The organism is Xanthomonas sp. NCPPB 3570, assembly GCF_056725115.1.
Window position 1 is genome coordinate 2,608,594 of record NZ_CM161513.1, and the last position, 17,353, is coordinate 2,625,946.

The 17,353-nt window shown below is 69.9% G+C and carries 15 protein-coding genes; 8 read left to right on the forward strand and 7 right to left on the reverse strand.

Annotation, left to right across the window (positions count from 1 at the left end):
* Positions 1-11: 11 nt before the first annotated feature.
* Both pheA and serC read right to left on the reverse strand, forming a co-directional pair.
* Positions 12-1,160: a prephenate dehydratase gene (gene pheA / locus AC1PLR_RS11380; RefSeq protein ID WP_481101048.1), complete on the reverse strand. Its 1,149-nt coding sequence runs from the start codon at positions 1,158-1,160 to the stop codon at positions 12-14.
* 79 nt (positions 1,161-1,239) lie between these two features.
* On the reverse strand, positions 1,240-2,325 hold the full coding sequence (gene serC, locus AC1PLR_RS11385) for a 3-phosphoserine/phosphohydroxythreonine transaminase (RefSeq protein ID WP_481101049.1): 1,086 nt from the start codon (positions 2,323-2,325) through the stop codon (positions 1,240-1,242).
* A gap of 154 nt (positions 2,326-2,479) precedes the next feature.
* Here serC and msrP point away from each other — a divergent pair, with 154 nt between their 5' ends.
* Both msrP and msrQ read left to right on the forward strand, forming a co-directional pair.
* Complete coding sequence (gene msrP, locus AC1PLR_RS11390) at positions 2,480-3,448, forward strand: protein-methionine-sulfoxide reductase catalytic subunit MsrP (RefSeq protein WP_481101050.1); 969 nt, start codon at positions 2,480-2,482, stop codon at positions 3,446-3,448.
* A 105-nt stretch (positions 3,449-3,553) separates the two neighbouring features.
* A complete protein-coding gene (gene msrQ / locus AC1PLR_RS11395; protein WP_371181900.1) occupies positions 3,554-4,183 on the forward strand; it encodes a protein-methionine-sulfoxide reductase heme-binding subunit MsrQ in 630 nt (209 codons plus the stop codon).
* On the opposite strand, the gene AC1PLR_RS11400 is transcribed toward msrQ, so the two are convergent.
* A complete protein-coding gene (locus tag AC1PLR_RS11400) occupies positions 4,152-4,949 on the reverse strand; it encodes an FHA domain-containing protein (protein ID WP_481101051.1) in 798 nt (265 codons plus the stop codon). The genes msrQ and AC1PLR_RS11400 overlap by 32 nt on opposite strands.
* Positions 4,950-5,065: 116 nt before the next feature.
* Between AC1PLR_RS11400 and AC1PLR_RS11405 the strand changes: the two genes are divergently transcribed.
* Entirely contained in the window at positions 5,066-5,341 is a 276-nt protein-coding gene (locus AC1PLR_RS11405; RefSeq protein WP_481101052.1) for a polyhydroxyalkanoic acid system family protein, read from the forward strand.
* A gap of 478 nt (positions 5,342-5,819) precedes the next feature.
* On the opposite strand, the gene AC1PLR_RS11410 is transcribed toward AC1PLR_RS11405, so the two are convergent.
* Complete coding sequence (locus AC1PLR_RS11410) at positions 5,820-6,539, reverse strand: DUF8198 family protein (RefSeq protein WP_371181896.1); 720 nt, start codon at positions 6,537-6,539, stop codon at positions 5,820-5,822.
* 87 nt (positions 6,540-6,626) lie between these two features.
* Here AC1PLR_RS11410 and AC1PLR_RS11415 point away from each other — a divergent pair, with 87 nt between their 5' ends.
* The 3 genes from AC1PLR_RS11415 (at position 6,627) to AC1PLR_RS11425 (ending at position 9,869) form a co-directional block, all read left to right on the forward strand.
* Positions 6,627-7,892: a patatin-like phospholipase family protein gene (locus AC1PLR_RS11415; protein WP_010342559.1), complete on the forward strand. Its 1,266-nt coding sequence runs from the start codon at positions 6,627-6,629 to the stop codon at positions 7,890-7,892.
* 125 nt (positions 7,893-8,017) lie between these two features.
* Positions 8,018-8,668: a phasin family protein gene (locus tag AC1PLR_RS11420; protein WP_481101053.1), complete on the forward strand. Its 651-nt coding sequence runs from the start codon at positions 8,018-8,020 to the stop codon at positions 8,666-8,668.
* 226 nt (positions 8,669-8,894) lie between these two features.
* Entirely contained in the window at positions 8,895-9,869 is a 975-nt protein-coding gene (locus AC1PLR_RS11425; protein WP_481101054.1) for a restriction endonuclease, read from the forward strand.
* A gap of 104 nt (positions 9,870-9,973) precedes the next feature.
* Here the strand turns inward: AC1PLR_RS11425 and AC1PLR_RS11430 are convergent, their stop codons facing one another.
* The 3 genes from AC1PLR_RS11430 to AC1PLR_RS11440 all read right to left on the reverse strand — a co-directional run bounded on the left by AC1PLR_RS11430 (position 9,974) and on the right by AC1PLR_RS11440 (position 14,452).
* Positions 9,974-11,962 carry an SDR family oxidoreductase gene (locus AC1PLR_RS11430; protein WP_481101055.1) on the reverse strand — a complete coding sequence of 663 codons (1,989 nt, stop codon included), beginning with the start codon at positions 11,960-11,962 and terminating at the stop codon, positions 9,974-9,976.
* A gap of 311 nt (positions 11,963-12,273) precedes the next feature.
* The gene (gene hutC / locus AC1PLR_RS11435) at positions 12,274-13,005 is read right to left on the reverse strand and encodes a histidine utilization repressor (RefSeq protein ID WP_481101056.1); all 732 of its coding nucleotides are present in this window, start codon (positions 13,003-13,005) and stop codon (positions 12,274-12,276) included.
* Between the two features lie 49 nt (positions 13,006-13,054).
* Positions 13,055-14,452 (reverse strand): formimidoylglutamate deiminase, encoded by a 1,398-nt coding sequence (locus AC1PLR_RS11440; protein WP_481101057.1) that lies wholly within the window; start codon positions 14,450-14,452, stop codon positions 13,055-13,057.
* A 63-nt stretch (positions 14,453-14,515) separates the two neighbouring features.
* On the opposite strand from AC1PLR_RS11440, the gene hutI reads away from it, so the two are divergent.
* Positions 14,516-15,718 carry an imidazolonepropionase gene (gene hutI / locus AC1PLR_RS11445; RefSeq protein WP_481103582.1) on the forward strand — a complete coding sequence of 401 codons (1,203 nt, stop codon included), beginning with the start codon at positions 14,516-14,518 and terminating at the stop codon, positions 15,716-15,718.
* Positions 15,715-17,253 (forward strand): histidine ammonia-lyase, encoded by a 1,539-nt coding sequence (gene hutH, locus AC1PLR_RS11450; protein WP_481101058.1) that lies wholly within the window; start codon positions 15,715-15,717, stop codon positions 17,251-17,253. The genes hutI and hutH overlap by 4 nt, the downstream gene beginning before the upstream one ends.
* Positions 17,254-17,353: the final 100 nt, after the last annotated feature.

A 17,353-nucleotide genomic window follows, 5' to 3' on the forward strand; every position in this document is an offset into this window, starting at 1 on the left:
GCGCAACCAACTCAAGGCACCGCCACCGGGTACGACCCCAACACCTTGATCTGCGCCGAATGCGCCTTCAACTCCGCCAACGCCAACTTCATCGCCTCATCCTTCACATGCCCCGCCAGATCGATGAAGAACCCATATTCCCATTTCGCCTGATGCGACGGCCGCGACTCGATCCGGTTCATGCTGATCCCATGCCGCGCGAACGGACTGAGCACATCGAACAGCGCACCCGGCTTGTCGTGGATGAACACCAGCACCGACGTGCGATCGTGCCCCGACGGCGGGAAGATCTGCCGCCCGATCACCAGGAAGCGCGTGGTGTTGTCCGCGTCGTCCTCGATCGACTTCATGATGACCTTCTTAAGCGCATACACATGCGCCGCGCTCTCCCCACCGATCGCCGCCGCATCGTCGGCATTGCGCGCCCGGCGCGCGCCCTCGGCGTTGCTGGAGACCGGAATCTTCTCCACCTTGGGCAGGTTCGCGCGCAGCCAGCCGGCGGTCTGCGCGAACGACTGCGGATGCGCATAGATCCTCTCGATCGCGTCGAGCCGCCCGCTGCGCGAGAGCAGGAACTGGTGCACGCGCAGCTCGGTCTCGCCGCAGATCTTCAGGTTGGAGGTCAGGAACATGTCCAGGGTGACCTGGATCGTGCCCTGCCCCGAGTTCTCCACCGGCACCACGCCGAAGTCGGCGTTGCCGCTTTCCACTTCCTGGAACACTTCCTCGATGGTGGCCATCGGCAGGCCCACCGCCGAGCGACCGAAGTGCTTGAGCACCGCCTGCTGGCTGAAGGTGCCTTCCGGCCCCAGGTAACCGATCTTCAGCGGCTCCTGCTGCGCCAGGCACGCGGACATGATTTCGCGGAATACGTGCACCAGCACTTCGTCGCTGAGCGGCCCCTGGTTGCGGTCGACCACCATGCGCAGCACCTGCGCCTCGCGCTCGGGGCGGTAATAGTCCACCGCCGCGGCGAGCTTGCCCTTGGCCTTGCCGACCTGGTGCGCGAACTGCGCGCGCTCGGCGATCAGCGCCTGGATATTGCGGTCGATCTCGTCGATCTTGGCGCGCACGTCGGCCAGGGCCGGCGTGGCGGCGGGTTTCGCGGGCTTGGCCGGCTTGGCGCCGGCGGCGGGAGATTTCTTCGGCTTTGCGGCCATGGATCGGGGGTTCCTCGGTGGTCCGGATCGCCGCAGCGATCCGGTCGCGGCTGAAGCCGCTCCTACAAAAATCGGCGACTCAGCCGTGGCGCTGCTGGAAGTCGCGCATGAACGCAACCAGTGCCTGCGCGCCGGCCAGCGGCATGGCGTTGTACAGCGACGCGCGGATGCCGCCGACTGCCTTGTGGCCCTTCAGCGCCAGCAATCCGGCCGCCTTGGACTCGGCGACGAAGCGCGTGGTGAGGGTCTCGTCCGGCAGGAAGAACGGGATATTCATCCGCGAGCGCACCGCCGCCGCGACTTCGTTGCGATAGAAGCCACCGGAGGCGTCGATCGCCGAATACACCAGCGCCGACTTGGCCTGGTTGCGCGCGGCGAACGCCTCCACGCCGCCCTCGGCCAGCATCCACTTGAACACCAGCCCGGCCAGGTACCAGTTCCAGGTCGGCGGGGTGTTGAGCATGGAGTCGCGCGCCACGTGCGAGCGGTAGTCGAAGATGTCCGCGCGCGGCTGGCCGGCGCGTTCGAGCAGGTCGCGGCGGATGATCACCACGGTGACGCCGACCGGGCCGAGGTTTTTCTGCGCGCCGGCATAGATCAGCGCGTACTTGGAGACGTCGATCGGCTCGGAGGCGATGCTGGAGCTGAAGTCGGCGAACAGCGGCACGTCGCCGACGTCGGGCGTGTCGCGGAACTCCACGCCGTGGATGGTCTCGTTGGCGGTGATGTGCACGTAGGCGGCATCCTCGCGCAACTGCCAGGCCGCGCGCGGCGGGATGTCGCGGAAGCCGTCGGCCTCGCTGCTGGCGGCCACGTGCACGTCGACGTAGGGCCCGACCTGCTTGATCGCGGTCTTGCCCCAGTGCCCGGTCACCACGTAGTCCACGGTCTGCCCGGGCGCGGCGAAGTTCAGCGCCAGCAGCGCCTGCTGGGTGGTGGCGCCACCGGCCAGGAACAGCACCGCGTAGTCGTCGGGAATGCCGATCAGCCGCCGCAGGTCGGCGTCGGCCTGTGCCGCCACCTCCATGAACTCGGCGCCGCGGTGGCTCAGCTCCACGATCGAGGCGCCCACGCCGTTCCACTCCAACATCTCCGCCTGCGCCTGGCGCAGGACCGATTCCGGCAAGGCAGCGGGGCCGGCACTGAAATTGAACGCGCGCGTCATGGAGCACCTATCGGACAGGACCCCTAGTATGCCGCAGCGCAACAGCTTGCGGCCCGGGCAATTTAGGTTGCATTTGCATCCATTCGCCCTGCGTATGCGTAGTCTGTGGTGAAGTCCCCGCCACTGCTCGCCCCCTTCGCTCCAGGAGTCCGCCATGTCGTTGCGCGATGCCCTCACCGTTCCAAGCCGCGAGATCACCGACGAGGCGGTCTACCGCGACCGGCGGCGTCTGCTGCAGGCCCTGGCGCTGACCCCGGTGGCCGGCCTGGTCGGCTGCGCCGACGCCGAGCCGCCGGCCCCGCCGAAGACCGTGGTGACGCAGGAGCAGGCGCGCAGCGGGTTCCGCACCAACGAAGAGCTGACCCGCTACGAGGACGTGACCAGCTACAACAACTTCTATGAATTCGGCACCGACAAGACCGATCCGTCGAAGGCGGCCAAGACCCTGCGCACCTCGCCGTGGTCGGTGAAGGTGTCCGGCGAATGCGAAAAGCCCGGCACGCTGAGCCTGGACGACCTGCTCAAGGGCCACACGCCCGAGGAGCGCATCTACCGCCTGCGCTGCGTGGAAGGCTGGTCGATGGTGATCCCGTGGCTGGGGGTGCCGCTTGGCGATGTGCTCAAGCGCTTCGCGCCGACCTCCAAGGCCAAGTACGTCGCCTTCACCACCCTGGCCGATCCGCAGCAGATGCCCGGGGTCCGCTACAGCTCGATCGACTGGCCGTACAAGGAAGGCCTGCGCATCGACGAGGCCATGCACCCGCTGACCCTGCTCGCTACCGGCCTGTACGGCAAGCCGCTGCCGCAGCAGAACGGCGCGCCGCTGCGGCTGGTGGTGCCGTGGAAGTACGGCTTCAAGAGCATCAAGTCGATCGTCGAGATCCGCTTCGTCGAGCGCATGCCGGAAACCGCCTGGCACGAGCTGCAGCCCTCCGAGTACGGCTTCTTCTCCAACGTCAATCCGGCGGTGGACCACCCGCGCTGGAGCCAGAAGACCGAGCGGCGTATCGCCGGCAAAGCCAGCAAGCTGTTCGCCGAGCGCATCCCCACCCGCCCGTTCAACGGCTATGCCGACCAGGTGGCGTCGCTGTATGCGGGGATGGATCTGAAGAAATGGTATTGAGCCGGGATTGGAGATTCGGGATTGGGGATTCGCGGAGCAGTCGCTGCGCGCGGCGGGTTTGCGCGTCCTCTCTGGCAGCATTGGTGCGCATTGGTTTGAGACTGCATGGCTAAGACCTCCGCTTCAGTGATCGCCGCCAAGGCGGTGGTGCATGCGCTGGCGCTGGCGCCGATGGCGTACCTGGGCTGGCAGTTCTGGCAGGTGTGGCAGACCGGCAGCGATGCGTTGGGCGCCGATCCGGTGGCCGAGGTCGAGCATCGCACCGGGTTGTGGGCGCTGCGGCTGCTGCTGTTGACCCTGGCCATCACCCCGCTGCGGCAACTGACCGGGCAATCGGTGCTGCTGCGCTTCCGGCGCATGCTCGGGCTGTACGCGTTCGTCTACGCGACCGTGCATCTGGCGGCCTACCTGGGGCTGGACCTGCGCGGCTACTGGACGCAGATCTTCGAGGAGATCGTCAAACGCCCGTACATCACCGTGGGTTTCCTGGCGTGGCTGCTGCTGGTGCCGCTGGCGATCACCTCGACACAGGGCTGGATGCGCCGGCTCAAGCGCAACTGGGGCAAGCTGCACAAGGCGATCTACGCGATCGGCGTGCTCGCCGTGCTGCACTTCTGGTGGCTGGTGAAGTCGGACATCCGCGAACCGCTGCTGTACGCGGCGATCCTGGCGGTGCTGCTGGGCTGGCGCGGCTGGCGGGCGCTCAGCGCGCGCCGAACCACAGCAGGCCGCTGAGCGCGGCGGCCAGCAACAAGGCGCTGAGCAACAGCCACGGCCAGCGCCGCGCGGTGGCCGGGCGTGGCGCCACCGCCGGGGTCAGCGCCAGCGCGGCCAAGGCGGGGTCGTCGCGCAGCGGCTCGGCACCGACGACCTGCGGGACTTCCAGCACGAAGCGGTGCTGGGCATCGAACACCACCTGGTCGCCGGGCTGCAGCCAGCAGCTGCGCACGGCCACGCCGTTGACCTGGGTCTGCGCCTCGCCGAAGCCGCGCAGCAGCACCCGCTCGCCATGACGTTCCAGGCGCGCGTGCTGCTCGGCGCAGGCCGGATCGTCGATGCGGATGTCGCACTCGCGCAGGCGGCCGACGCTGCGTACGCGGTCCACGGTGAAGCTGCGGCCGTGGTGCGGGCCGCCGACGCCGCGCAGGACCAGGCGCGGATCGTCGTGCTCGGCGTCGCTGACCTCGGGCAGGCGCTGCAGCGGCTCGCACTTGCCCTGCACCACCATTTCGACGCCGTCGGCATAGACCGCGTCGCCAGCGCGCAGCAGCGCCATGCGCCGCACCGGGCGGCCGTTGACGTGAATGCCGCGGCTGCCGTTGGCGACCTGCAGCCACAGACCGCGCCGGTCCAGGCAGAACTGCGCCAGAAGCAATGCGCCCTGGGTGTCGTCGACCACACTGACCTGGCCGGAGGCCAGCCGCACGATGCGATGCACGCCCGCGCGCAGGGGCCGGTCGGGATGTTGGCGGTTGCTGAAATGGACTAGCAGATCGTGCACGGCGGGCAGCCTAGCAGGTTGCCTGCGCGCGCAGAAGCGCGCGTGCTGGACAATGCACCGCGCATACGCACAATGCCTGATCGTTCACGCGGGCACCCGCCCGCACAGGAGCCAGCATGCCCAGCATCGACATCCGCCACGACCACGACAAGACCCCCGCGCAGGCGCGCAAGGCCATCGAAACCGCCGCCAAGAAACTGGCCGAGCGCTTCGACCTGGAATCGCACTGGGATGGCGATTCCTTGCTGTTCTCTCGCTCGGGCGTGGACGGCCGCATCGAACTGCTGCCCAAGCAGGTGCACGTGACCGCTGAATTGGGCTTCCTGCTGTCGGCGATGAAGGGCACGGTGGAAAGCGAGATTCGCCGCGTGCTGTCGGAAAAGCTGGGCTGATCAGTGTATCGAGCCCCTCTCCCCTCGGGACAGGGGTTGGGGTGAGGGTGCGGTGTCGAGCGCTGACGCAATCAAGCTGCACGAGGCTGCGCTCGTACCCTCATCCGCCCCTTCGGGGCACCTTCTCCCGAGGGGAGAAGGAACGGCTAAAGCCCCTCTCCCACCGGGAGAGGGGTTGGGGTGAGGGTACGGCGTCAAGCGCCGACGCAATAGTTGCACGAGGCTTCGCCCGTACCCTCATCCGCCCCTTCGGGGCACCTTCTCCCGAGGGGAGAAGGGAGAGGCCAAAGCCCCTCTCCCACCGGGAGAGGGGTTGGGGTGAGGGTGCGGTATCAAGTGTTGACGCAGTCGAGCTGCACGAGGCTTCGCTCGTACCCTCATCCGCCCCTTCGGGGCACCTTCTCCCGGTGGGAGAAGGGAGAAGCCAAAGCCCCTCTCCCACCGGGAGAGGGGTTGGGGTGAGGGTCCGGCCGCTGACTCACTCCAACGCGAACGGATCCGGATCGCCCGCGAACAATCGTTTCGACACGGCGCGCTCGGTGGTCTCGATATCGCCGATGAACCCCTCGGCGTCGCCCAGCTTGGAGAACGCGTCGAAACCCCGCTCCAGGAATCCCTGCAGTTCCGACAGCCCCGCCGCCTTGGCCGGGCCGCGGGCGAAGCGCAGCAGCATGCGCACGCCCGGGGTATGCACCGCCTTGGCCAGGCCCAGGCCGACGCGCGCGATCAGGTCGATCTGGCGCTGGCGCAGCCGGGGGAGCCCGGTCTGCCGATAGGCTTCGGCATACAACGCTTCGTCCAGGCGCTTGCGCCGCGGTGCCAGGCCCTGCAACGCCTCGGCCATGCGCAGATCCAGGGCATGCGTGAGCGCGCCCAGTTCGATGCCGTCGGCCACGGTGTCCAGCAGCGACGCCGGCATCAGCCGCTGCATCATCGGCAACACCTTGACGATATCGGCATCACGGCGGCTGAAATCGCGGTCGCCATAGACGTCGGTCAGGAAGAACATCGCCGCCGGACGCCGCTGCGGGTCCTCCAGGAAATGCTCGAAGCTGCGCTCCAGCCGCTCCGATTGCCAGCGCCGCAGTTCCTGCAGCCAGCGTAGCGCATTGCGCGGTTCGCGCACGGGGTCGTGCAGCGCCTGGTGCCACGCCAGGCGGCGGCCGAGTCGTTCCAGGACGGGAGTGCTGCGCGCCATGGCCGCCGATGATGGTCGCAGCCCGGCACGACCGCAAGCGTCACGGCGCTCGGCTACACTCGCGCCACTGCCTCCTGCGGACCGCGCATGCTTTCCCTCCACAGCGCCTCGCCCCGTCCCCATTCCAACGGCCGCATCGGCCTGGCCATCGCCGGCGGCGGCCCGATCGGCGGCATGTACGGCCTCGGCGCGCTGCGCGCCCTGGACGAGGCGCTGGACGGACTGGACCTGACCCGCCTGGATTGCTACGTCGGGGTCAGCTCCGGCGCCTTCCTCACCGCCGGGCTGGCCAACCGGGTCAGCAGCGCCGAGATCTGCCGGATCTTCGTCACCGGCAACAGCGACGATGCGCACTTCCGCCCGGAAGACTTCCTGCGGCCCAACGTCTACGAATACCTGCGCCGCGCCGCAACGCTGCCGCGGCTGGCCTACGGCTGGTGGCACGACCTGCTCACCGAACCGCGCAAGACCCGCTGGTCGGACCTGATCACCCGCTTCGGCGGGCTGGTGCCGAGCGGCCTGTTCGACAACGCCGGGGTCGAGCGCTTCCTGCAGGACGTGTTCAGCCGCCGCGGCCGCAGCAACGATTTCCGCGAACTGGGCACCAATCTGTTCGTGGTCGCGGTGGACCTGGACAGTGGCCGCACGGTGCGCTTCGGCGAGCCGGGCATGGACCACGTGCCGATCTCGCTGGCGATCCAGGCCAGCGCGGCACTGCCGGGGCTGTACCCGCCAGTGCAGATCGACGGCCACCATTACGTGGACGGCGCGCTGCGCCGCACCATGCATGCCTCCACCCTGCTGGAGCGCGGTATCGACCTGATGATCGGGATCAACCCGCTGGTGCCCTACGACGCCACCCACGCGCCGCGACGCAATGGCCACGTCGACCGCGCACGGCTGCTCGCCGGTGGCCTGCCGGCGGTGCTGTCGCAGACCTTCCGCACCCTGCTGCAGTCGCGCATGCAGGTGGGGCTGGAGAAATACGCGCGGCAGTATCCGCAGGTGGACCAACTGGTGTTCGAGCCCAACGCCGACAACGGCGAGCTGTTCTTTACCAATCTCTTCAGCTACGCCGCGCGCCACCGCGTCTGCCAGCTCGCCTACCGCAACACCCTGTCGGACCTGCGCCGCAACGCGCAAACGCTGGAGCCGCTGCTGGCCGCGCACGGCATCGCGCTGCGCCACGACATCCTCAACGACCGCAAGCGCACCTTCCTCGATGGCGTGGACGTGCAGCCGCGGCGCATGACCGAGACCACCGCGCGCCTGCGGCGTGCGCTGGACGATGTCGACCAGGTCATCGCCAACCGCCGCGCCAAGCGCCGTACCCGGCGTTCGCCGGAGGCGTAGCGTGCAGCGCCGGCCGCCGTCGCCATCGCTCCCCGCGCACGTCCTGCGCGCGCTGGTGTGATTACTCTAGTCACAGTCCCGAGTCTCGAATCCCGCCACTCACCCGCCGAAGGAACCGCACCGTCATGGCCACTCTGAAGAAATCCGCGCGCAAGAAGCGCAGCACCGCCGCTGCCGACGACACCCTGCAGGCGCAGGCGGAGAAGCTGTCCAAGCGCCTGGGCGAATCGGCGCAGCAGGTCTGGCTGGCCGGAGTCGGCGCGTTCGGCCGTGCGCAGGCCGAAGGCGGCAAGCTGTTCGAGACCCTGGTGAAGGAAGGGCTGAACCTCGAGCAAAGCACGCGCAAGCTGGCCGGCGGCGGCGTCGACGCGGTGCGCGATGCGGTGGAGAACCGCGTCGGCCAGGCCCGCGAGCGCGCCGCCGACACCTGGGACCGCCTGGAGAAGGTGTTCGAGGACCGCGTGCAGCGTGCCCTGCGCCGCCTGGAAGTGCCCAGCCGCGAAGACCTGGGCGCGCTGATCGAACGCGTGGACGCGCTCAATGGCGAACTGCGGCATCTGCGCGGCGGCCGTGCAACGCCGGCGGCGGGCAAGGCGCCGGCGGCGAAGAAGGCCGCCAGGAAGACCGCCGCGTCGCCCGCGGGCGCCGCAAAGCGCGCAGCACCGGCACGCCGACCTGCCGGCCCGGTGGTCGCCAAGGTCGCGCCGGCCAAGCGTGCGGCCGCGCCCAAGCGCGCCAGCCGCAAGCGCAGCGAGGCCCCGACCCCGGCCGAGTAACGGAATTGTTGCAAAGCAACACGTTTTTCCAGACAATCGAAACGGACCCGCCAGTCCATCAGAAGACCGTTTGCTCCCCTCCCCTCTCGGCTTCGGACTGGCGGGTCTTTTCTGTCCGCCGTTCCCCGCTGTCGCCTTGCCGGCGCCGTGACACGCTGGCGATACACTGACTTCTTTCGGCGCGTGTGCGGGTGCGAGCATGTTTTCCTGGATAGCGGCAACGGTCTTGGCAGTCGCGGCATGGCTGGCGGCCAGTGGCTACCTATGGCTGGTGCGGCGCCGCGAGAACGAGACCAGCGCCGGGCTGCATGCGCTGGCCGGCCTGCACTGGCGCGATTTCTCCTACATGGTGCGGCGCGCGATGCGCGAACAGCGCGACCTGCAGGACGCCACCGTCGACGAGCACGCGAGCCAGGAACCGCAGAGCGACTTCGTGATGACCCGCGGCGACGCGCGCTGGCTGCTGTCGTGCAAACACGGCCGCGCCTACCGGATCGGCTCGGCCGCGGTCAACGAACTGGGTGCGGCGGCGCGACTGATGGGCGCGCAGGGCGGCATCCTGATCACCGAAGGCAAGGTGCAGCGCGACGGCATCGCCGCGGCCGAGAAGCAGGCGGTGGAAATCCTCGACGGCCGGCGCATCTGGCCCATGCTCAAGCCCTACCTGCCCAGCGAACTGGAAGACGGCGTGATCGGCGCCAGCCGTCGCCGCGCGCAACGCCACATCGCCATCGCCGGCCTGGCGTCGCTGGCCTTGGGCGTGGTGGTCGGCGTCGGTGCGCTGGCGTTGCAGCAACCGGAAGCGCGGCCTGCAGCCGTGGCCGCGACGGCGCCAGCGCCTACGCCCACCGCCGCAGCCGCCCCTGCGCAGGCCGCAACCACGCCAACCAGCCCCCCCGCTGCCGTGCCTCCGCCGACGCTCGACGACGCCGGCGACCTGGCCGAACCCGACCCCGCCACCGAACAACGCCACCGCCAGGATCTCTCCAAGACCCTGGCCAGCACCCCGGGCGTGATCCGCGGCATCTGGCAGACGCAGATGACCCTGGTGGTCGACCGCAGCGGCGACGACGCCCAGGTGTGGCCGCGCATCTGCAAGGAAGTGGAACGCTACCCGTCCCTGCGCACCGTCCGCATCCAGCTCAACCCGCGCCCCGGCCACGAGGAACCGGTGCGGTGGCGGCAATGTAGGACGTTTTGATCAGCCGGGATTGGGGAATCGGGATTGGGGATTGGTAAAAGCGGATCAGAGCGCCGGATGCGCTTTTGCGAATCCCCAATCCCGACTCCCCAATCCCCGCCCCATCACCAATGGACCCCCCGCATCAACGCCGCAAACGCGATCTGCTCCTGGCTGGGCTTGGTCTCGCGTAGCGCCTTGCGGTCGCCCTTGGCCGCGGCCGAGTCGGGGAACAGTTCGAAGGCGGTGTTCATCACCACTTCGTAGGCCTTCGGCGCCACCGCATTGACCAGGGCGGCGAAGATGCCCAGGCGGGTGGCCACGCGGCTGGGGCGTTCGATGATGGCCTTGACCATCAGGTCGGCGGCCTCGTCCACGCTCAGCGTCGGCACGCTGTCGTACATCTTGGTGGGCGCGATCATCGGGGTCTTCACCAGCGGCATGTTGACCGTGGTGAAACTGATGCCCTTGCCCGAGAGTTCGCCCTGCGCGCAGCGGCTCCAGGCGTCCAGCGCCGCCTTGGAGGCGACGTAGGCGGAGAAGCGCGGCGAGTTGGCCAGCACGCCGATCGAGCTGACGTTGATGATGTGGCCCTTGCGCCGCGCGGTCATGCCCGGCAGCACGCCCATGATCAGGCGCAGGCTGCCGAAGTAGTTCAGTTGCATGGTGCGCTCGAAATCGTGGAAGCGGTCGTAGCTCAGTTCGATCGAGCGGCGGATCGAGCGGCCGGCGTTGTTGATCAGCACGTCGACGTGGCCGTGCGCGTCCAGCACGGTCTTGAGCAGGCGGTCGCAGTCGGCCAGGTCCGACAGGTCGGCGGTGTAGGCGAAGACCTTGCCGCCCTTGGCGTTCATCGCATCGCGCGCGGCATGCAGCTCCTGCTCGCCGCGGGCGACGATGACGGTGATGGCGCCGGCCTCGGCGACGCGCTGCGCGGTGGCCAGGCCGATACCCGAGGAACCGCCGGTGATCAGCACCACCTTGCCGCGGACCTTGCCCTTGAGCGAACGGTCGACGAACAGGTCCGGGTCCAGGTGCCGTTCCCAGTGGTCCCACAGGCGCCAGGCGTAGTCTTCCAGCCGCGGCACGGCAATGCCGCTGCCCTTGAGCGCGCGCTCGGTCTCGCGGCTGTCGAAGCGCGTGGGATAGGTGATGAACTTCAGCACCTCGCGCGGGATGCGGAAGTCGCGCAGCAGCATGCCGGTGAAGCGGCGGATCGGCGGCAGGCTGCCGACCGCGGCGCGGATGCTGGAGGGCACGAACGCGAACATGCGCGCGTCCACCCGCAAGGTCATCTCCGGCGCGTGGCCGGCGCGGCAGAACACATTGAGCACCTCGCCCACGCGCAGCGGCTCGGGATCGGTGAGATGGAAGGTGTGGCCGTCGAGCTTGGGCTTGTGCGCGATGTGGTCCATCGCATCGGCGACGAAATCCACCGGCACCAGGTTGATCCGCCCGCCCTCGATGCCCAGCATCGGCGCCCACGGCGGCAGCAGTTGGCGCAGCTTCTTGATCAGAGGGAAGAAGTAGTACGGGCCGTCGATCTTGTCGATGGCGCCGGTGCGCGAATCGCCCACCACCATCGCCGGGCGGTAGATGCGCCACTTGACCCGGGTCTCGGCGCGCACCAGCGCCTCGGCGTCGTGCTTGGTGCGCAGGTAGGGATCGTCCAGTCCCTCGGCTTCCTCGAACATGTCCTCGCGAAAGATGCCCGGGTACAGCCCGGCCACCGCGATCGAACTGGTGTGGTGGAAGATGCCGGCGCCGATCTGCGCGGCCAGTTCCAGCGCATTGCGGGTGCCGTCGAGGTTGGCGACGCGCTGGTCATCGGCCTTGGCGGTGAGGTCGTACAGCGCGGCCAGGTGGAAGAAATGCTTGACCTTGCCCTGCAGCGCCTTGCGCTGCGCCGTGGACAGCCCGCAGTACGCCGCACCGACGTCGCCGTGCAGCACCACCAGGCGCTTGGGATCCCAGCCCTGCTCGCGCACCAGCGCATCGAACTTGCGCTGCGACTCCTTGCGCAGCAGGACATGCACGACGCCCTTGCGCCGCATCAGCTTGGCCATCAGGTAACGGCCGATGAAACCGGTGGCGCCTGTCACGAAATACGTCATGCCGAACCATCCCTCGTTCCGCGGCCACGGCCCCTCGCCCGGCCCTGGCGCTAACTTGCCAGAGTGCGGCGGGCAGGACAAACGCACGCCGGCGTATGGCGAACGTGCGGCATCGCAGCATCGTGAATCGCGCATCGCCGAGGCGACTGCCGGTGCCCGTCATCGCCTGCACTCGTCGCGCGTCGTGTCGTCCCGGAAAACGGCGTCAGCCGCAACGGCCTTCCACGGACAACGTCGTCGCGGCTGAAGCCGCTCCTGCACGATGCTTCCGGGCGTACGTGAGTTGCCTGCAGTCGCCGTGCGCGCCAGGCTCAGCGCGCCCCTGGCGAGAACCGCGCGACCAGGTCGTAGGTGTCGCCGAGGAACACCTGGCGCACGAAGGTCACCGCCTGCTCGCCGCGCCAGGTGCGGCGGTCGATCAGTAGACACGCGGTGCCGGCCGGCACCTGCAGGCGCGCCGCCTGTGCGGCACTGGCCCCGACCGCGCTGATGCGGTGCTCGGCGCGGGTCCAGGGCACGTGCTGCAGCAGCCAGCTGCCGGGCACCGTGATTGTGAAGTCCATCTGCAAGGCCTCCGGCACCGCCACCGGATTGATCACCCGCTCTTCCAGCGCGAACGGACGGCCGTCTGCGTAGTGCAGGCACTGCAGCGCCAGCAGGCTGCCGCCCGCGGCGACCTCGGCCTCCTGCGGCAGCGCCGCGCGCGGGGCGCGCTGCTGCCGCTCCAGCAGTTCGAAGCGATAGGCATGGCCACGCGCCGCGACCTCGACCGGGATGTCCGGGATCTCCAGCGCCACCTGCTCCATGTGCGGATGCGGCCGCGCCACGAACGAACCGGCGCGGCGCCGGCGCTCGATCATGCCGGCGTCGGCGAGCAGCGCCAGCACCTTGTTGACGGTCATCCGCGAGCAGCCGTACTGCGCCATCAGTTCGTGCTCGAACGGAATGCGGTGGCCAGGCGGCCACGCGCCGCTGCGGATGTGCGCCTCGATGTCGCGGCGGATGCGCTGGCTGAGCGGCAGCGTCGGCGCGGCCGGGGTCATCGGCAGTCCGTGCCACGGCAGGCAGCGCACAGCACGCGCGGGTCGCGGCTCATGCGTGCAGCAGCCGGGTCAGCGCACGCGCGTAGCGGGCGGCCACGCCCTCGCGCTGCAGGTGGCGGCCCTCGCGTACCAGCGCACGCCCATGGCGCCAGACCGAACGCACCGTGCCGCCGCGCGCGGCGAACAGCCAGCTGTCGAGCCAGGCGTCGCCGTCGCGCGCCTGCAAGGCCGGATGCGTGGCGTCCAGTTCGACCAGATCGGCCGACGCGCCCTCGCACAGGCCCTGGACGACGCCGAGCGCCTGCGCCGCGCCCTGTGCGGCGGACTGGAACAGGAAGCGGCCGCTGGACAGCGCGGTGTCGCCGGTGAGCACGTTGCGCCCGCGCAGACTCAGGCGCTGGCCGTACTCGAGCAGGCGCAGCTCTTCGGCCGCGTCGATCAGCACGTTGGAGTCCGACCCCACGCCGAAACGGCCGCCGGCGCGCAGGAAGTCCTGCATCGGGAACAGGCCGTCGCCGAGGTTGGCCTCGGTGATCGGGCACAGCCCGACCACCGCGCCGCTGGCGGCGATGCCCTGCACTTCAGCGGCGTCGACATGGGTGGCGTGCACCAGGCACCAGCGCGCATCCACCGGCGCGTGCGCCAGCAGCCACTGCACCGGCCGCTGCCCGCTCCAGGCCAGGCAGGCGTCGACTTCGCGGGTCTGCTCGGCGATATGGATGTGCACCGGGCCGTCGCACAGCGGCAGCAACGCCGCCAGTTCGTCCGGGGTGACCGCGCGCAGGCTGTGCGGGGCCAGGCCCAGCACCGCGTCGTCCAGCCCCTGCAGGGCGCGGCGGCTGCCGTCCAGCAGTGCGGCGAACCCGTCGACGTCGTGCAGCAGGCGCTGTTGCGCCGGGTTCGGCGCGGCGCCGCCGAAGTCGGCATGCGCGTAGAACACCGGCAGCAGGGTCATGCCGATCCCGCTGGTCTGCGCCGCGGCAGCCAGGCGCTGCGCCATCTCGGCGCGGTCGGCATAGGGCCGGCCGTCGGCGGCGTGATGCACATAATGGAATTCGCCGACCCGGGTGAAGCCGGCCTCAAGCATCTCCACGTAGGCCTGCTCGGCGATGGCCTGCAGATCGTCGGGGCTCAGCCGCTGCAGGAAGCGGTACATCAGTTCGCGCCAGCTCCAGAAGCTGTCGCCGCTGCGCCCGCCGATCTCGGTCAGGCCGGCCATACCACGCTGGAAGGCGTGGCTGTGCAGATTGCCCAGCCCGGGCACCACGATGTCCAGGCGCTGATCGCCCAGGGCTGCGGCCACGCCGCGCTCCACCGTGGCGATACGGCCGCCGCGCACGCCGATGCGCACGTCGCGCGCCCAGCCCTGCGGCAGCAGCGCGTGCGCGCACCAGAAATCGCCAGATCCCGCGTTGCCGTTGGCCTGCTGCTGCGCCTGGGTCTGCACTGGACACCCTCCATCGACCGCAATATTGTATATACAAAATAACCGACGAGCCTGCCCGTGACCATGCCCTGCGACACGCTCTGGCACAACGCGCACTTGATGACGCTGGACGCCGAGGACGGCGGATTGGGCCTGATCCACGACGGCGTGGTGGCCTGCCGCGACGGCCGCATCGTCTACGCCGGCGCCGCCGCGCAGTTGCCCGGCCCGCTGTCGGCGCAGCGCAGCATCGATTGCGGCGGGCGCTGGATCGGCCCCGGCCTGATCGATTGCCACACCCACCTGGTCTATGCCGGCAACCGCGCCGGCGAGTTCGAGCAGCGCCTGCTCGGCGCCAGCTATGCCGACATCGCCCGCGCCGGCGGCGGCATCGTCTCCACGGTGCGCGCCACCCGCGCCGCCGACGAGGACGCCCTGCTCGCCGCCAGCCTGCCGCGGCTGGACGCACTGCTGGCCGAGGGCGTGACCACCGTGGAGATCAAGTCCGGCTACGGCCTGACCCTGGACGACGAACTGCGCCTGTTGCGCGTGGCGCGGCGCCTGGGCGAGCTGCGCCCGGTGGCGGTGTCGCCGACCTTCCTCGGCGCGCACGCGGTGCCGCCCGGCGGCGAGGCCCAGGCCTACATCGACGAGGTCTGCGAACGCATGATCCCTGCCGTCGCCGCGCAGGGCCTGGCCGAGGCGGTGGACGTGTTCTGCGAGCACCTGGCGTTCACCCCGGAGCAGACCGAGCAGGTGTTCCAGGCCGCGCAACGCCATGGGCTGGCGCTGAAGATCCACGCCGAGCAGCTGTCCAACCAGGGCGGCGCGGCGCTGGCCGCACGCTACGGTGCGCGCTCGGCCGACCATGTCGAATACCTGGATGACGCCGGCGTCGCCGCGATGGCCGCCGCCGGCACCGTCGCGGTGCTGCTGCCGGGCGCGTTCTATTTCACCCGCGACACCCAGTTGCCGCCGATCGCCGCGCTGCGCGCCGCCGGCGTGCCGCGCGCGCTGGCCACCGACTGCAACCCCGGCACCTCGCCGCTGACCAGCCCGCTGCTGGCGATGAACCTGGCGGCGACGCTGTTCCGGCTGACCGTGGCCGAGTGCATCGCCGGCTTCACCCGCGAGGCGGCGCGCGCGCTCGGGCGCCAGGACCAGGTCGGCCGGCTGCGCGCCGGGCTGGCCTGCGACCTGGCGATCTGGGACATCGCCGAACCGGCCGAATTGGTCTATCGCATGGGCTTCAACCCGCTGCATGCGCGTATCTGGAGAGGACAATGAGCGACGACGAGATCCTGCTGCGCCCCGGCGCGGTCAGCCTGGCGCAGTGGCGCGCCGTGTACCGCGGCGCCAGCTTGCGCCTGGACCCGGCCTGCGCCGACGCGGTGCTGCGCAGCGCGCGCACCGTGGAGGCGATCGTCGCCACCGGCGCGCCGGTGTACGGCATCAACACCGGCTTCGGCAAGCTGGCCAGCGTGCGCATCGAGCGCGAGGACCTGGAGGCCCTGCAGCGCAACATCGTGCTGTCGCACGCGGCCGGGGTCGGCGCGCCGATGCCGGTGCCGGTGGTGCGGCTGATGATGGCGCTGAAGCTGGCCAGCCTCGCCCAGGGCGCCTCCGGTGTACGCCCGGACACCTTGTCGATGCTGGAAGCGCTGCTGCGCCACGAGGTGATCCCGGTGGTGCCGTGCCAGGGCTCGGTCGGCGCCTCCGGCGATCTGGCGCCGCTGGCGCACCTGGCCACGGTGATGCTCGGCGTCGGCGAGGCCTTCGTCGGCGACGCGCGCCTGCCGGCGGCGCAGGCGCTGGCCCAGGCCGGGCTGCAGCCGCTGACGCTGGGCGCCAAGGAGGGCCTGGCCCTGCTCAACGGCACCCAGTTCTCCACCGCCTACGCGCTGGCCGGCCTGTTCGAGATCGAGCGCGTGTTCCATGCCGCGCTGGTCGCCGGCGCACTATCCACCGAGGCCGCGAAGGGCTCGGACACCCCGTTCGATCCGCGCATCCATGCGCTGCGCGGCCAGCCCGGGCAGATCGCCACCGCCGGGGCGCTGCGCGCCCTGATGCACGACTCGGCGATCCGCGATTCGCACCGCGACAACGACGTGCGCGTGCAGGATCCGTACTGCCTGCGCTGCCAGCCGCAGGTGATGGGCGCGGCGCTGGACGTGATGCGCCAGGCCGCCACCACGCTGGCCACCGAGGCCAACGGCGTGTCGGACAATCCGCTGGTGTTCAGCGACACCGGCGAGGCATTGTCCGGCGGCAACTTCCACGCCGAGCCGGTGGCCTTCGCCGCCGACATGCTGGCGCTGGCGGTGTGCGAGATCGGCTCGATCAGCGAACGCCGCGTCGCCATGCTGGTGGACCCGGCGCTGTCCGGGTTGCCGGCGTTCCTGACGCCTAAGCCCGGCCTCAACTCCGGCTTCATGATCCCGCAGGTGACCGCCGCGGCGCTGGTGTCGGAGAACAAGCAGCGCGCGTATCCGGCCAGCGTCGATTCGATCCCGACCTCGGCCAACCAGGAAGACCACGTGTCGATGGCGGCGCACGGCGCGCGCCGCCTGCTGGCGATGGCCGAGAACGCGGCCAACGTGGTCGGCATCGAACTGCTGGCAGCCGCACAGGGCTGCGACTTCCACGCGCCGCTGCGCTCCAGCGCCGCGCTGGAAGCGGCGCGCGCACTGCTGCGCGCCCGCGTGCCGGCGCTGCAGGACGATCGCTACTTCCACCCGGACATGCTGGCTGCGACCGCGCTGGTGCGCGATGGCGCGCTGGCTGCGGCGGTGCGAATGCATTTGCCCGAGGCCAGTGTCTGATCTGAAGAACCCGTCGTAGGAGCGGCTCTTGTCCCCTTTTTGGGATCAGACGCGACGGGGCGTTACCGGGTAATGCCCCTCGCGGCTAAAGCCGCTCCTT

Coding starts and splice junctions, on each gene's coding strand:
- AC1PLR_RS11415 (WP_010342559.1), top strand. CDS start 6,627: ATGCTTTCCCTCCACAGCGCCTCGCCCCGTCCCCATTCCAACGGCCGC.
- AC1PLR_RS11405 (WP_481101052.1), top strand. CDS start 5,066: ATGCCCAGCATCGACATCCGCCACGACCACGACAAGACCCCCGCGCAG.
- msrP (WP_481101050.1), top strand. CDS start 2,480: ATGTCGTTGCGCGATGCCCTCACCGTTCCAAGCCGCGAGATCACCGAC.
- pheA (WP_481101048.1), bottom strand. CDS start 1,160: ATGGCCGCAAAGCCGAAGAAATCTCCCGCCGCCGGCGCCAAGCCGGCC.
- msrQ (WP_371181900.1), top strand. CDS start 3,554: ATGGCTAAGACCTCCGCTTCAGTGATCGCCGCCAAGGCGGTGGTGCAT.
- AC1PLR_RS11410 (WP_371181896.1), bottom strand. CDS start 6,539: ATGGCGCGCAGCACTCCCGTCCTGGAACGACTCGGCCGCCGCCTGGCG.
- hutC (WP_481101056.1), bottom strand. CDS start 13,005: ATGACCCCGGCCGCGCCGACGCTGCCGCTCAGCCAGCGCATCCGCCGC.
- hutI (WP_481103582.1), top strand. CDS start 14,516: ATGCCCTGCGACACGCTCTGGCACAACGCGCACTTGATGACGCTGGAC.
- AC1PLR_RS11420 (WP_481101053.1), top strand. CDS start 8,018: ATGGCCACTCTGAAGAAATCCGCGCGCAAGAAGCGCAGCACCGCCGCT.
- serC (WP_481101049.1), bottom strand. CDS start 2,325: ATGACGCGCGCGTTCAATTTCAGTGCCGGCCCCGCTGCCTTGCCGGAA.
- AC1PLR_RS11430 (WP_481101055.1), bottom strand. CDS start 11,962: ATGACGTATTTCGTGACAGGCGCCACCGGTTTCATCGGCCGTTACCTG.
- hutH (WP_481101058.1), top strand. CDS start 15,715: ATGAGCGACGACGAGATCCTGCTGCGCCCCGGCGCGGTCAGCCTGGCG.